Source organism: Xylophilus sp. ASV27, from assembly GCF_016428875.1.
Classification (GTDB): Bacteria; Pseudomonadota; Gammaproteobacteria; order Burkholderiales; family Burkholderiaceae_C; genus Xylophilus.
Window position 1 is genome coordinate 1 of the sequence record NZ_JAELTO010000114.1, and the last position, 14,029, is coordinate 14,029.

General features: G+C 71.8%; 8 protein-coding genes and 1 pseudogene. 4 read left to right on the plus strand and 5 right to left on the minus strand.

The genetic code is table 11. The features are described 5' to 3' along the window. The 4 genes from JHD63_RS18885 to JHD63_RS25065 all read right to left on the minus strand — a co-directional run. On the minus strand, nucleotides 1-1,047 hold a 1,047-nt coding region (locus JHD63_RS18885), incomplete at its 3' end, for a circularly permuted type 2 ATP-grasp protein (RefSeq protein ID WP_198972354.1). Between the two features lie 47 nt (nucleotides 1,048-1,094). Further along, nucleotides 1,095-3,617: a DNA internalization-related competence protein ComEC/Rec2 gene (locus tag JHD63_RS18890; RefSeq protein WP_198972355.1), complete on the minus strand. Its 2,523-nt coding sequence runs from the start codon at nucleotides 3,615-3,617 to the stop codon at nucleotides 1,095-1,097. 191 nt (nucleotides 3,618-3,808) lie between these two features. Continuing rightward, on the minus strand, nucleotides 3,809-5,104 hold the full coding sequence (locus JHD63_RS18895) for an acetyl-CoA hydrolase/transferase family protein (RefSeq protein WP_198972356.1): 1,296 nt from the start codon (nucleotides 5,102-5,104) through the stop codon (nucleotides 3,809-3,811). A 93-nt stretch (nucleotides 5,105-5,197) separates the two neighbouring features. Then, nucleotides 5,198-5,866 (minus strand): group III truncated hemoglobin, encoded by a 669-nt coding sequence (locus JHD63_RS25065; protein WP_370590576.1) that lies wholly within the window; start codon nucleotides 5,864-5,866, stop codon nucleotides 5,198-5,200. Between the two features lie 157 nt (nucleotides 5,867-6,023). Here JHD63_RS25065 and JHD63_RS18905 point away from each other — a divergent pair, with 157 nt between their 5' ends. The 4 genes from JHD63_RS18905 to JHD63_RS18920 all read left to right on the plus strand — a co-directional run bounded on the left by JHD63_RS18905 (nucleotide 6,024) and on the right by JHD63_RS18920 (nucleotide 13,756). Continuing rightward, nucleotides 6,024-9,440: a transglutaminase family protein gene (locus tag JHD63_RS18905; protein WP_198972357.1), complete on the plus strand. Its 3,417-nt coding sequence runs from the start codon at nucleotides 6,024-6,026 to the stop codon at nucleotides 9,438-9,440. A gap of 112 nt (nucleotides 9,441-9,552) precedes the next feature. Continuing rightward, nucleotides 9,553-12,177 (plus strand): circularly permuted type 2 ATP-grasp protein, encoded by a 2,625-nt coding sequence (locus JHD63_RS18910; protein WP_370590577.1) that lies wholly within the window; start codon nucleotides 9,553-9,555, stop codon nucleotides 12,175-12,177. 145 nt (nucleotides 12,178-12,322) lie between these two features. Beyond that, nucleotides 12,323-13,219 (plus strand): transglutaminase family protein, encoded by an 897-nt coding sequence (locus JHD63_RS18915; RefSeq protein ID WP_198972358.1) that lies wholly within the window; start codon nucleotides 12,323-12,325, stop codon nucleotides 13,217-13,219. Between the two features lie 78 nt (nucleotides 13,220-13,297). After that, a complete protein-coding gene (locus tag JHD63_RS18920; protein WP_198972359.1) occupies nucleotides 13,298-13,756 on the plus strand; it encodes a RidA family protein in 459 nt (152 codons plus the stop codon). On the opposite strand, the pseudogene JHD63_RS18925 reads toward JHD63_RS18920, so the two are convergent. Then, nucleotides 13,753-14,029, minus strand: a pseudogene (locus JHD63_RS18925) (cytochrome-c peroxidase); the annotation flags it as partial. The gene JHD63_RS18920 and the pseudogene JHD63_RS18925 overlap by 4 nt on opposite strands.

Below are 14,029 nucleotides of genomic sequence, written 5' to 3' on the forward strand. Positions count from 1 at the left end.
CTTCAGGATCGGCTGCTCGCCCAGGTAGAACTCGATCATCTTGGGCACGTAGGGGTAGATCGACTTGTCGTCGGCCACGCCGGTGCCGACCGCGTTGCAGATCGCCACGTTGCCCGCGCGGTAGGCCTGGATCAGGCCGGCCACGCCCAGCGTGGAGGTCGGCCGGAACACCAGCGGGTCGAGGAAGTCATCGTCCACGCGGCGGTAGATCACGTCCACGCGCTTGGGGCCGCGCGTGGTGCGCATCCACACGAAGTCGTCCTTGACGAACAGGTCCTGGCCCTCGACCAGTTCCACGCCCATCTGCTGGGCCAGGAAGGCATGCTCGAAATAGGCGCTGTTGTACATGCCGGGCGTGAGCACCACCACGGTCGGCTCCGCCGTGGCCGGCGGCGCGGAGGCGCGCAGGGTTTCCAGCAGCAGGTCGGGGTAGTGCGCCACGGGCGCCACCCGGTGCTGGCTGAACAGGTCGGGGAACAGCCGCATCATCATCTTGCGGTTTTCCAGCATGTAGCTCACGCCGCTGGGCACCCGCAGGTTGTCCTCGAGCACGTAGTACTCGCCGTTGCCCTGGGCATCCGGGGCGCGCACGATGTCGATGCCGGCGATGTGCGAGTAGATGTGGTTGGGCACGTCCACGCCCATCATCTCGGGGCGGAACTGCGCGTTCCGCAGGATCTGCTCGGGCGGGATCACGCCGGCGCGCAGGATCTCCTGCTCGTGGTAGACGTCGTGCAGGAAGCGGTTGAGCGCGGTCACGCGCTGGACCAGGCCCCGCTCCATCTCGGCCCACTCGTGCGCGGGGATGATGCGCGGGATCAGGTCGAACGGAATCAGCCGCTCGGTGCCCGAACCGTCCTCGTCCTTGGCGCCGTAGACGGCGAAGGTGATGCCCACGCGGCGGAAGATCATCTCCGCCTCTTCGCGCCGGACCCGCATGGCCTCCAGCGCCTGCCGCTGTAGCCACTGGCCGTACGTGCGGTAGTGGTCGCGCACCTTGCCGGTTTCGGGGGGCAGGGTGCTGTACATCTCGTCGAATTTCTGCATAAGCGGGCTATCTCCTGGCTGAGGAGGATAGCAATTTCCAGGCCGAGCTAGTGCCCGGGCAGCGCCGGCGCGGCAGCCGGCCCGTGCTGCCAGTAGCGCCGAGCGGTCCGGCGCTCGCAGTGCAGCGCGGCGGGCTCGCGGCTGGACCAGCGCGCCGCGCCGCAGGCCGGGCTCGCCACCAGTTCGGCGCCCTGCGCGGCATAGCGCTGCGCCACCACCGGCGCCGGGTGGCCGTGGCGGTTCAGGTAGCCGGCCTGCACCAGTGCGAACCGCGGCGCCACGGCCTGCACGAAGGCGGCCGAGGACGAGGTCTTGCTGCCGTGGTGCGGCACCAGCAGCAGGTCCGCGCTCAGCGGCGCGCCGGCGCGCAGCAGCGCGGCTTCCTGCGCGGCCTCGATGTCGCCCGCGAGCAGCGCGCCGCCCGTGCCGCTGGAGACGCGCAGCACGCAGCTCAGCGCATTGCTGCGCGCCTGCGGCGCGTAGTCGGCCGGCTGCGGGTGCAGGAACTCGAAGCGCACGCCGTCCCACTCCCACTGCTGGCCGGCCACGCAGCGCCGCACCGGCCGCAGCGCCTGCAGCGCATGGCCGTCTTCCACCGAACTCATGAGCACGGCCTGCGGCTGCTGCGCCAGTACCGAGGCCGCGCCGCCCGCGTGGTCCTCGTCGCGGTGGCTGACCACCACGGCATCCAGCGTCTCGCCCAGCGCCTGCAGCAGCGGCACCAGCACGCGGTGGCCGGCGTCGCTTTCCGCCGAGTAGCGCGGCCCGGCGTCGTACAGCAGCGCGTGGCGGGCGGTGCGCACCAGCACCGCGTTGCCCTGGCCGACGTCGGCGGCCAGCAGTTCGAAGTCGCCCACGGCTGGCCGCGGCGGCTGCCAGAACAGCGTCGGCAGCAAGGGCGCCAGCCCCAGCAGCCGCAGGGCCGGCGGCAGCCGCATGCACAGCAGCGCGCCGCCGAAGACGCCGGCCGCCGCGGCCCAGAGCGGCGCGGCCGGCCGCGACAGCACCGCATGCGGCCAGGCCGCCATCCAGCCCAGCAGCGCGCCCAGCGCCTGCACCGCCAGCGCGGCCGCGTCCCAGAGCGGCGGCAGCAGCACGCCCGCCATGGCCAGCGGCGTGACCAGCAGCGTCACCCACGGAATCGCGAGCAGGTTGGCCGCCAGCCCCACCACCGAAGCCTGGCCGAACAGCAGCAGCGTGAGCGGCGTCAGGGCCAGCGTCACCACCGCCTGCTCGCGCAGCAGCCGCGCGGCGCGCATGCCGGAATTTGAAAGAAAAGTGCCTGTAGCCCAGGCATCACCTGGGCTTGAAGCTACGAAATTTGTAGCAAAAAGCACGCCCACTGCCACGAAGCTGAGCCAGAAGCCGGCCTGCAGCAGCGCCCACGGGTCCAGCAGCACCACCACCGCGCAGGCGGCCAGCCAGACCTGCGGCCAGGGCCAGCGCCGGCCCGACAGGCGCAGCAGCGCCACGGTGGCCAGCATGCAGACGGTGCGCTGCGCCGGCAGGCCGCCACCGCTGAACAGCGCATAGGCCGCGGCCAGCAGCACGCCGCCCACGAGCGCGACCTGCTGCGCCGGCCAGAGCAGGCACAGCCGCGCCGAGCGCCGCCACAGCCAGCCGAGCGCGCCGCTGGCCAGCCAGGCGAACATGGTCACGTGCAGGCCCGAGATGCTCACCAGATGCGCCACGCCGGTCGCGCGAAACACGTCCCAGTCGGCGCGGTCGATGGCGCGCTGGTCGCCCGTCACCAGCGCCGCCACCACGCCCGCGGCGCGGCGGCGCGCCTCCAAGCCGTCCTGCGCCGGCGCGGCCTCGGGCGCCAGGCGCGCGTAGATCGCATCGCGCACCGCCTGCCGGGCGCGCTCCACCGGGTGGCTCCAGCCGTCCGACAGCCGCTGCGGTGCCGGCGCGCTCGCGCCCGTGCGCACGCTGCCGGTGGCCTGCACGCCCTGCTCCCAGGCCCAGAGTTCGTAGTCGAAGCCGTGCGGATTGCGCGCGCCATGGGGCGCCTTCAGCCGCACCGGCAGGCGCCAGCGCTCGCCCGCGCGCAGCGCCGGCAGGCTGCGCCGGATCGCCAGCGGGTCGGCGCTGGAGAACGCGCCCTCGCCCCACCAGCCCAGGTCCGCCAGCGCCGGCACGCGCACGGCCTGCCCGTCGTCCAGCGCGGCAGCCGTCACCTCCAGGCGCAGCCGCAGGCCGGTGGCGGTCTGCTGCGGCATGGCGGCGATGGTGCCGGTCAGCACCAGCGCGCGCCCTTCGAGTTCCGGCGCCAGCGCCGTCGACGCAAAGTGCGCGGCCCGCAGCCCGGTCGCACCAAAGCCCAGCGCCAGCGCGGCCAGGGCCAGCACCAGCGCGCCGCGCCGCCGCACGCTGCGCAGCCCGAGCGCCGCCAGGCCGGCGGCGGTGGGCAGGGCGTACACCCAGATCGGCCACAGCGCAGGCTGCAGCAGTTGCAGCGCCGTCCCCGCCACCAGGCCCGCCAGCGCCGGTGCAAAGCCCGCGCGGCGCGGGGCGCCTTCCTCATCGTACGCGGCGGCGGCACCAGCATCGAGGGGGAGGGCGGACATGGCCGCATGCTAAGGCAACGCTGAACAGGCCCCGCGGCATGCGCGGGACTGGTCCAGTGCTGCCCTCAGTGACATGAATGATGGCGCCCCGGATGATGCAACACGCCGTGCGAGAGGTGCGCAGCCTTGCCAGGCCACCGGGTGCGCCCCGTCGAGGGGAAGCGCCGCAGGCGCTTCGGGGGTGTCCCACATCAAAGGAGATGGAGCCGTCGGGCCTCGGCCGTCAGCTCGGCACGGAAGGCCGGGTGCGCGATGCCGATCAGCTCCCGCGCTCGCTGCCGGGCCGACTTGCCGCGCAATTGGGCCACGCCGTACTCGGTGACCACGTAGTTGATGTCGTTCTTGCTGGTGCTGACGTGGGTGCCGGGTGACAGCACCGGCACGATGCGGCTGATCGTGTCGCCCTTCGCGGTCGAGGGCAGCACGATGAAGGCCTTGCCGTCGCGCGAGCGGTTGGCCGCACGCACGAAGTCCGACTGCCCGCCGGTGCCCGAGAAGGGCGCCGATCCCAGGCTTTCGGAGCCGCACTGGCCGAGCAGGTCGATCTGCAAGGTGGCGTTGATGGCGACCAGCCTGTCGTTCTGGCCGGCCAGCATCGGGTCGTTGGTGAAGTGGGCCGGGTGCATCTCGAGCATGGGGTTGCGGTCCATGAAGCGGTAGAGCTTCTCCGAGCCCAGCGCGAAGGTGGCGACCATCTTGCCCGGCAGGTAGTTCTTGCGCCGGTTGGTGACGGCGCCGCTCTCGACCAGCGTGAGGATGCCTTCGCCGAGCATCTCGGTGTGGATGCCGAGGTCGCGCTTGTGCGCCAGTTGCATCACCACCGCGTCGGGAATGCCGCCGTAGCCGATCTGCAGGGTGGAGCCGTCTTCGATCATGTCGGCCACGTACTTGCCGATCGCCTCCTGCACGACGCCGATGGTCGGCAGGCCCACTTCCATCACCGGGCGCTCGTCCTCCACCAGCGCTGCGACCTGCGAAACGTGGACCTTGCAGTCGCCGAAGGTGTAGGGCACGTTCGGGTTGACCTCGAGCACCACCGCGCGCGCCTTGGCGACGGCGGCCATGGTGTAGTCGGTGCCCAGGCTCAGCGCGAAGAAGCCTTCGGCGTCCATCGGCGAGGCCAGGCTGAAGACCACGTCGGCCGGCATCTGGCCGCGTTCGATCTGGGCCGGTATCTCGGAGAAACAGTTGGGGATGAAGTCGATCCAGCCGGCCTGTCCGCCCGCGCGCGAGGCGCCGCCGAAGAAATAGGCCACGTGGCGCACGTGCTCGGTGGTGGCCGGGTCGAAGTAGCCGTACTTGCGCATCGCCAGGATCTGGCCGACCTTGACGTCGCGGAAATCCAGCCGCTGCTCGGACAGCGCGGTCAGCAGGGTGGGTGGCTCGCCCACGCCCGTGGGTACCACGATGAAGTCGCCGTTGCGCACCTGGCGAACCGCCTCCGCGGCCGTGGTGCGCTTCTGTTGGTACAAGGCCTGGACTTGCATGGATCTTCTCTTCGTTGCGGAGTGGCGGGGATTGTCGGTGGGTGGGCGAGAGCGCAGGATGCGGGCACGGGGGGCTCCATCGCTCCCGCGTTGTTAGCGGTGGAACGCCGCGTGGGCCTGCGCGCGCTCCTGTTCGAATGCGGGCAGCCGCCCGAACAAACCGCGGAACAGGTTGCGTCCGATGCCGTGGGCCACGAGCTGCAGTTCCCGCGCCACGCCGGCGTCGAACAGCCGCTCGGTACGCCGGCTCCACAGCCGCATCCAGGCGGAGAAATGGGCCGGAGTGACGTCCTGCAAGCGCAGGTGCTTGTCGAGCACGTTGCCGCGAAAGCGCCTGCTGCCCAGCATGACGGTGCTCCAGAAGTCCACCATGCGCTCCAGGTGGGGGCTCCAGTCGCCGTCGCCCAGCGCATGCTCGAAGACGGGCCCCAGCAGCGGGTCCGCACGCACGTCGCCATAGAAGCCATGCACGAGCCGGGTGATGCTGTCCGTGTCGGGCACACGGGGATCGGAGGAGGGCGTTGCGCGGGCTGCGTCGCTGTCAATGCAGGCGCGGACCGGCGATCCGCGGCCCTGGGCTGGCGCGGGTGTCTCGGACTCGGGGAGCAGCACGTTGTTTTCCAGGCGGTGATGGTGGTTCAGGGCGACGCCCAGCTGGGCGTCGCCCGCAGGCGGCACGCGCCAAGTATTGCCGGTACCGGCGGGCGGCGTCATGTCCTGGATCAACCCGGCGCGCTTTTTTCCGCGCTGCGCCACGTTCATGGCCCATCGCCCGGCGGGCGGGCCGATGCGCCGTCGCCGGGTGGAGCAGCGCAAAAGCAGCGCTTCCCGTTCTGCGGGCCCGGCAGGAAGGCTCCCGCCACCACCGCGGGCGTGCCTCTTGCTAGTATGGGCCTGCCCTTCCTCACAAAGCCCGCGCATGTCCATCCACGCCGCCCTGCACCACGTCACCCACTACCGCTACGACCGCCCCGTCGCGCTCGGGCCGCAGGTGGTGCGCCTGCGCCCCGCGCCGCATTGCCGCAGCAAGGTGGTGTCCTACTCGCTGCAGGTCCTGCCTGCGCAGCACTTCATCAACTGGCAGCAGGACCCGTTCGCCAACTATCTGGCGCGCCTGGTGCTGCCCGAGAAGGTGACAGAGTTCAAGGTCACGGTCGACCTGGTGGTGGAAATGGCGGTCTACAACCCGTTCGACTTCTTCCTGGAGCCGCAGGCCGAGCAATTCCCGTTTGCCTACACCGGACTGCAGGCGCAGGAGCTGGCCCCTTATCTGTTCGTGGAGCCGGCCACGCCACGGCTGGCGGCCTATCTGGAGCGCATCGACCGCCGGCAGCGCGGCACCATGGACTTCATCGTCGAAGTGAACCGCATGGTGCAGCAGGATGTGCGCTACCTGATCCGCATGGAGCCCGGCGTGCAGACGCCGGACGAGACGCTGGAGCGCGCCTGCGGCTCCTGCCGCGACTCCACCTGGCTGCTGGTGCAACTGCTGCGCCACTGCGGGCTGGCCGCGCGCTTCGTCTCGGGCTACCTGATCCAGCTCGTGCCGGACGTGAAGGCGCTCGACGGCCCGAGCGGCACCACGGTGGATTTCACCGACCTGCACGCCTGGTGCGAGGTCTACCTGCCCGGCGCCGGCTGGGTCGGGCTCGATCCCACGTCGGGCCTGCTCGCGGGCGAGGGCCACATCCCGCTGGCGGCCACGCCCACGCCCTCCAGCGCCGCGCCGATCGAAGGCGCGCTGCTGGGCCATGCCGAGGTCGAATTCAGCCACGAGATGAAGGTGACCCGCTTCCACGAGTCGCCGCGCGCGACCCGCCCCTACACCGACGCGCAATGGTCCGCCATCCTGGCCCTGGGCGACGCGGTGGAGCGTGAGCTGGTGGCCGGCGACGTGCGCCTGACCATGGGCGGCGAGCCGACCTTCGTCGCCACCGAGAACCGCGACGCCGCCGAATGGAATACCGCCGCGCTCGGCCCCACCAAGCGCGGCCATGCGCTGGCCCTGGTGGAGAAGCTGCGCGCCGAGTACGCGCCCAGCGGCTTCCTGCACGTGGGGCAGGGCAAGTGGTACCCGGGCGAGCAGTTGCCGCGCTGGGCCATGGGCATCTACTGGCGCACCGACGGCCAGCCCTGCTGGCAGGACCAGGCCCTGCTGGCCGACGAGCGCCATCCCACGCACTGCACCAGCGCCGACGCCGAGCGCTTCACGCGCCGCCTGGCCCAGGAGCTGGGCCTGCCCGACGTCTTCATCGAGCCGGGCTATGAAGACACGCTCCACTACCTCTGGCGCGAGCGCAAGCTGCCGGTGAATGTCGACGTGTTCGACTCCAGGCTGGGCGACGAGCAGGAACGCGCGCGCCTGCGCCGCGTGTTCGAGCGCGGCCTGGACGCGGTTACCGGCTGGATGCTGCCGCTGCAGGCCGGCCCGCGCCCGGACGCGCCGCCCGCCGAGCCGGGCCAGCCGCCGGCCGCGTCCGCGCTCGACGCGGTCTGGTCCACCGGCCCGTGGTTCCTGCGCGACGGGCGGCTCTACCTGGTGCCGGGCGACTCGCCCATGGGCCTGCGCCTGCCGCTGGATTCGCTGCCCTGGATCCGCGACGAAGACATTCCCTACCTGATCGAGCTCGACCCGAGCGTGCCGCGCGGCGCGCTGCCGGCCAAGGCGGGCGCGGGCAGGTCCGCGCCCGTGCCCGGCGCCCTCACGCGCAAGCCCGAGCGCTTCGAATCCGCAAGCTGGACCACCCGCACCGCGCTGTGCGTGGAGGTGCGCGACCCGGCCCGTGCCAACGGCCCCGAGGCCGAAGCCGCGGCGCGCGAGCAGGCGGGCAAGCAAGGGCGCGAACAGGGCCTGCTCTACGTCTTCCTGCCGCCGCTGGCACACCTGGAAGACTACCTGTCGCTGCTGGCCGCGGTCGAGGCGAGCGCCGCCGCGCTGGGCCTGCCGGTGGTGCTGGAGGGCTACCCGCCGCCGCGCGACCCGCGCCTGCAACTGCTGCAGGTCACGCCCGACCCGGGCGTGATCGAAGTCAACATCCAGCCCGCGCACCACTGGCGCGACCTGGTGCGCGGCACGGAATTCCTCTACGAGGCGGCGTTCCAGTCGCGCCTGTCGGCCGAGAAGTTCATGACCGACGGCCGCCACACCGGCACCGGCGGCGGCAACCACTTCGTGATGGGCGGCGCCACGCCGGGCGACAGCCCGTTCCTGCGCAAGCCCGAGCTGCTGGCCAGCCTGATCCACTACTGGCTCAACCATCCTGCATTGAGCTACGTCTTCAGCGGCATGTTCATCGGCCCGACCAGCCAGGCCCCGCGCGTGGACGAGGCGCGCAACGACCAGGTCTACGAGCTGGAAATCGCGCTGCGGCAGATCGCCAGGGCGCGCGCCGAGCATGGCGAGGCGATGCCGCCATGGATCGTCGACCGCACGCTGCGCAACATCCTGATCGACGTCACCGGCAACACCCACCGCGCCGAGTTCTGCATCGACAAGCTGTACTCGCCCGACTCCAGCACCGGCCGCCTGGGCCTGCTGGAGCTGCGCGCCTTCGAGATGCCGCCGCACCCGCGCATGAGCATCGCCCAGCAGTTGCTGCTGCGCGCGCTGGTGGCGCGTTTCTGGAAGAAGCCCTACCAGGCCCCGCTGGCGCGCTGGGGCACCGCTCTGCACGACCGCTTCATGCTGCCCGCCTTCCTGCAGGCCGACCTGGAAGACGTGGTGGAGGACATGCGCCAGGCGGGCTACGCCTTCGACGCCGCATGGTTCGCGCCGCACCTGGAGTTCCGCTTCCCGCACATCGGCTCGGTCGAATCCATGGGCATGCGGTTGTCGCTGCGTACCGCGCTGGAGCCCTGGCACGTGATGGGCGAGGAAGCGGCCGGCGGCGGCACCGTGCGCTATGTCGATTCCTCGCTGGAGCGCATCGAGGTGCGCGTCACCGGGCTGGAGCCGCACCGCCACGCGGTCACCGTCAACGGCCGGCCCCTGCCCCTGCAGCCGAGCGGCGTCCAGGGCGAGTACATCGCCGGCGTGCGCTACAAGGCGTGGAATCCGTACTCGGCGCTGCACCCGGGCATCGGCGTGCATGCGCCGCTGACCTTCGACATCGTCGACACGGCGCTAGGCCGCTCGGTGGGCGGCTGCGTCTACCACGTGGCGCACCCGGGCGGGCGCAACTACACCACGCTGCCGGTCAATGCCAACGAGGCCGAAAGCCGGCGCCTGGCGCGCTTCTTCCGCACCGGCCACAGCCCGGGCGCGATCGACGTGCCACCGGCGGCCCGCGTGGCGGGCAGCAGGGAATTTCCTTTCACGCTGGACCTTCGCATTTGATCCGCAGGCAGCGCGCCTCGCGTTCTCGCCGGCCCGGCAAAGCCGGTTCCGGGGATGCCCTGGCGCGGCCTGATCCGCCGCCTCGCGCGCGGGTGCGACAATCCCACGTTCCGTGGAGCAAGCACTGAACACCCTCTTCCCAGGCCCGGGCGACGAGCCTCCTGCCAGTCTGGCCGCCTCGCTGGCCGCGCCTGCGGCGCACGGCCATTTCGATGAACTGCGCGGCCATGCGGCGCGGGGCTCGGCCGAGGCCGGGCTGGCGCCCGAGTGGGCGCGCTTCTTCGAGCATCTGGGGGCCGCGGGCTTCGAGGACCTGGACCGCCGCATGGCCGAGCTGCGCCGGCAGATCCACGACAACGGCGTGACCTACAACGTCTACGCCGACGCCGAGAACGGCCCGCAGCGCCCCTGGTCGGTCGACCTGTTCCCGCTGATCCTGGCGCCGGCCGACTGGCGCCGCATCGAGACCGGCGTGCTGCAGCGGGTGCGCGTGCTCGACCGCGTCATGGCCGACGTCTACGGCCCGCAGCGCCTGCTCGCCAGCGGCCTGCTGCCGGCCGCGCTGGTGCTGGGCCACCCGGGCTACCTGCGCGAGATGCACGGCAGCGCGCCGGCCGGCGACACCTTCCTGCACATCGCCGCGTTCGACCTGGCGCGCGGGCCCGACGGCCACTGGTGGGTGGTGTCCCAGCGCACCCAGGCGCCCTCGGGCCTGGGCTACCTGCTGGAGAACCGGCTGGCGATCTCGCGCCAGTTCCCCGAGGCCTTCGACGCCATGCAGGTGCAGCGCCTGGCCGGCACCTACAGCGCGCTGGTGGCGGGCTTGAAGCGCATGAGCCCGGCCGGCGACGACGCGCTGATCGCGCTGCTCACGCCCGGCCCGTACAACGAGACCTACTTCGAGCACGCCTACCTGGCGCGCTACCTGGGCCTGGCCCTGGTCGAGGGCAGCGACCTCACGGTGCGCGACGAACGGCTCTACCTCAAGACCCTGCAGGGCCTCAAGCCCGTGCATGGCCTGCTCAAGCGGCTGGACGACGAGTTCCTGGACCCGCTCGAACTGCGCTCGGACTCCACCCTGGGCGTGCCCGGCCTGCTGCAGGCGGTGCGCGCGGGCCACCTGCTGGTGGCCAACGCGCCGGGCTCGGCCTTCCTGGAGTCGCCCGCGCTGCTGGGCTTCCTGCCGGCGCTGGCGCGCCACCTGCTGGGCGAGGAGCTGTCGCTGCCCGCGCTGCCCACCTGGTGGTGCGGCGAGCGCGCCGTGCTCGACGAGGTGCTGCCGCAGTTGGGCGACTGCGTCATCAAGCCGACCTATGCCGGCTCGCCGCAGCACGACAGCTTCGACGCGGTGCTGGGCGACACGCTCAACCGCCGCGAGCGCGACGAATGGGCCGGCCGCATCCTGCGCAGCGGCGACGAGCACACGCTGCAGTCGCAGCTGCCGATCTCGCAGATGCCGACCTGGCGCTCCCTCACGGCCAGCCGCCACGGTGCCGGCGCCATCGCGCCGCGCTCGGTGATGCTGCGCGTGTTCGCGGTCTGCGACGGGCCGGGCAACTGGCGCGTGCTGCCCGGCGGCATGGCGCGCGTGGCGGGTGCTGGCGCCGACAGCGGCATCGCCTCCATGCAGCGCGGCGGCAGCAGCGCCGACGTCTGGGTGCTGGCGCCGGGCCACGTCGACCCGACCACGCTGCTGCGGCCCACGCTGTCGCCGGCGGCCGTGGCCCAGCGCGTGCGCCTGGTCACCAGCCGCGCGGCAGAGAACCTGTTCTGGCTCGGCCGCTATACCGAGCGCGCCGAGAACACGGTGCGCCTGGCGCGCCTCGCGCTGCAGGTGCTCAATGGCGACGACCAGTCCTCGCAGCCGCTGCTGGCCTGGATCTCGGCCATGGCCGAGGACAACGCGCTGGTGCTGCCCAGCGTGCCCGCCGCCACGCAGGCGCGGCGGGTGTTCGAGCGCTCCCTGATCGACGGCCTGGGCCGGCCCGAGCGCGGCAGCGTCGGCTTCAACCTGCGCGCACTGCGCCAGGCGGCCGCGGGCGTGCGCGAGCGCCTGGCGCACGAGCAATGGGCCATCATCGTGCGTGCCGAGGAGGAGTTCCTGCGCCGCAGCGCCGAGCACGCGTGCGCCGACGGCTACCAGGCGGTCGATGCGATGCGCCTGCTCGAATCCGCCAGCGGCTACCTGGCCGCCATCACCGGCGGCCAGACCGACCGCATGACCCGCGACGACGGCTGGCGCCTGCTGTCGGTCGGGCGCCACATCGAGCGCCTGTCTTTCCTCTCGCACGCGCTGGCGCTGGCGTTCGAGGCCGGCGCGGTGCGCGACGCCGCCGGGTTCGAGGGCGTGCTGGCGCTGTTCGACAGCACCATCACCTTCCATGCCCAGTACCAGCAGACGCGCGAAGTGGCGGCGCTGCTGGACCTGCTCGTGACCGACCGCGACAACCCGCGCTCGCTCGGCTGGGTGGCTCAGACGCTGCGCGGCCGCCTCACCCGGCTGGCCGAAGAGCGCCCGGGCGAACTCAGCCTGCTGCTGCCCGCCATTCCGGACCCGGAGCAGTGGGACCTGGCGGGCCTGTGCCGCGGTGCCTGGGACGCGCCTGCCGCCGCACGGCCCGGCGCGCCGGAATTGCAGGCCTTGCTGCAGCAGTGCACCGAGGCGGCCCACGTGCTGTCCGACGCCATCGGGGCGCTGTACTTCACCCACTCCAGCGATGTGCATGCGTTGGTTTAGACCACCCCCAGGCTGCGCGCTTCGCGTCTTCGCCTCCCCCCTCAAGCGGGCATATCCTGCGGCCCCTGGAGCCTGTGGGTTCCAGGCGTGGCAGGCGGTGGGGAGCGCGGCCGCAAGTTCCGCCATGGCACAACGCTGAGACGCCATGAAGCTGCACATCGTCCACGAGACCCGCTACGCCTACACCCCGCCGGTGGAGACCGCGCAGCACATCGTGCATCTGAAGCCGCGCGACACCGGAAGCCAGAGCCTGCTGCAGCATGAGCTGGTGATCACGCCGGTGGAGACGCGGCGCAGCGAGCGCATCGACGTCTATGGCAACACCCGCACCTTCTTCTCGCTGCAATCCGTGCATGACGAACTGCGCGTGGTGGCCGACAGCGTGGTGGCCACGCGCGAGCCGGCTGCGGCGCCCTTGGGCGCCGAGGGCAGTCCGGCCTGGGAGGCGGTGCGCGAGCAGTTCCGCTACCGCGCCGGCGGCCGCTGGGACCCGGCGGCGGAATTCGTGTTCCCCTCGGAGTACGTGCCCCGGCACGACGACTTCGCGGCCTATGCGCACGGCAGCTTCGCGGCCGGCACGCCGGTGCTCGACGCCGCCGATGCGCTGATGCGCCGCATCCACGCCGAACTGCGCTACGAAAGCGACAGCACCGAGGTCGAGACGCCCGCCGTGCAGGCGCTGGCGCAGCGCCGCGGCGTGTGCCAGGACTTCGCCCACATCATGATCGGCTGCCTGCGGGCGCTGGGGCTGCCGGCGCGCTATGTCAGCGGCTACCTGCTCACCACGCCCGCGCCGGGCCAGCCGCGGCTGGTCGGCTGCGATGCCTCGCACGCCTGGGTATCGGTCTATGCGCCCGGCCCGGAGGGCGCGGCCGGCGCCTGGTACGACTTCGACCCGACCAACGAGCGCGCCCCGGGCGCGGACTACGTCACCGTGGCGGTGGGCCGGGACTTCGGCGACGTCTCGCCCATGCGCGGCCTGCTGCTGGGCGGCGGCGAGCACCAGTTGCAGGTGGCGGTCACGGTCGAGCCCCTGGCCTAGTTTGCTATAAAATACATAGCTTGTAGCCCAGGTGCTACCTGGGCTACAAGCACTTTTTATCTGGAAAAGGAAGTTTTCATGAGCGTTTACGACAAACTCCGCGAACTCGGCATCACCCTGCCGCCGGTGGCCGTGCCGGCTGCCGCCTACGTGCCCTTCGTGCGCACCGGCCATCTGGTGTTCCTGTCCGGCCACATCGCGCGCAAGGACGGCAAGCCCTGGGTCGGCCAGTTGGGCGCAGCGATCCAGACCGAGGAAGGCAAGGCCGCGGCGCGCGCCATCGCCATCGACCTGCTGGGCACGCTGCACGCGGCCGTGGGCGACCTGAACCAGGTCACCCGCATCGTCAAGCTGATGAGCCTGGTCAACTCCACGCCCAGCTTCACCGAGCAGCATCTGGTCACCAATGGCGCGAGCGAACTGTTCGCGCAGGTGTTCGGCAGCGAGAAGGGCGCGCATGCACGCAGCGCGTTCGGCGTGGCGCAGATCCCGATGGGGGCTTGCGTCGAGATCGAGCTGATTGCGGAAGTGGACTAGCGCTTGGCCTTGGCAGGCCGGGCGATGGCCTCGGCCGTAGCCACCACGTCCCGGTCCGTGAGCGTGTGCAGGAAGGCCACGACGTCGCGGATCTCCGCCTCGCTCAGCCGCGGCGCCTGTCCCGGGCCGCGGTCGAAGGGTGGATCGGTGTTGACGTTGCCGGCGTACTGCGCTGGCAGGTCGTCATAGCGCCGGTGCGCGCCGCCCTTGCGCGAAGGGTAGGGGTACCAGCGCTGCGGCTGCAGGTCGCGGGTGACGTAGAAGCGCACCACC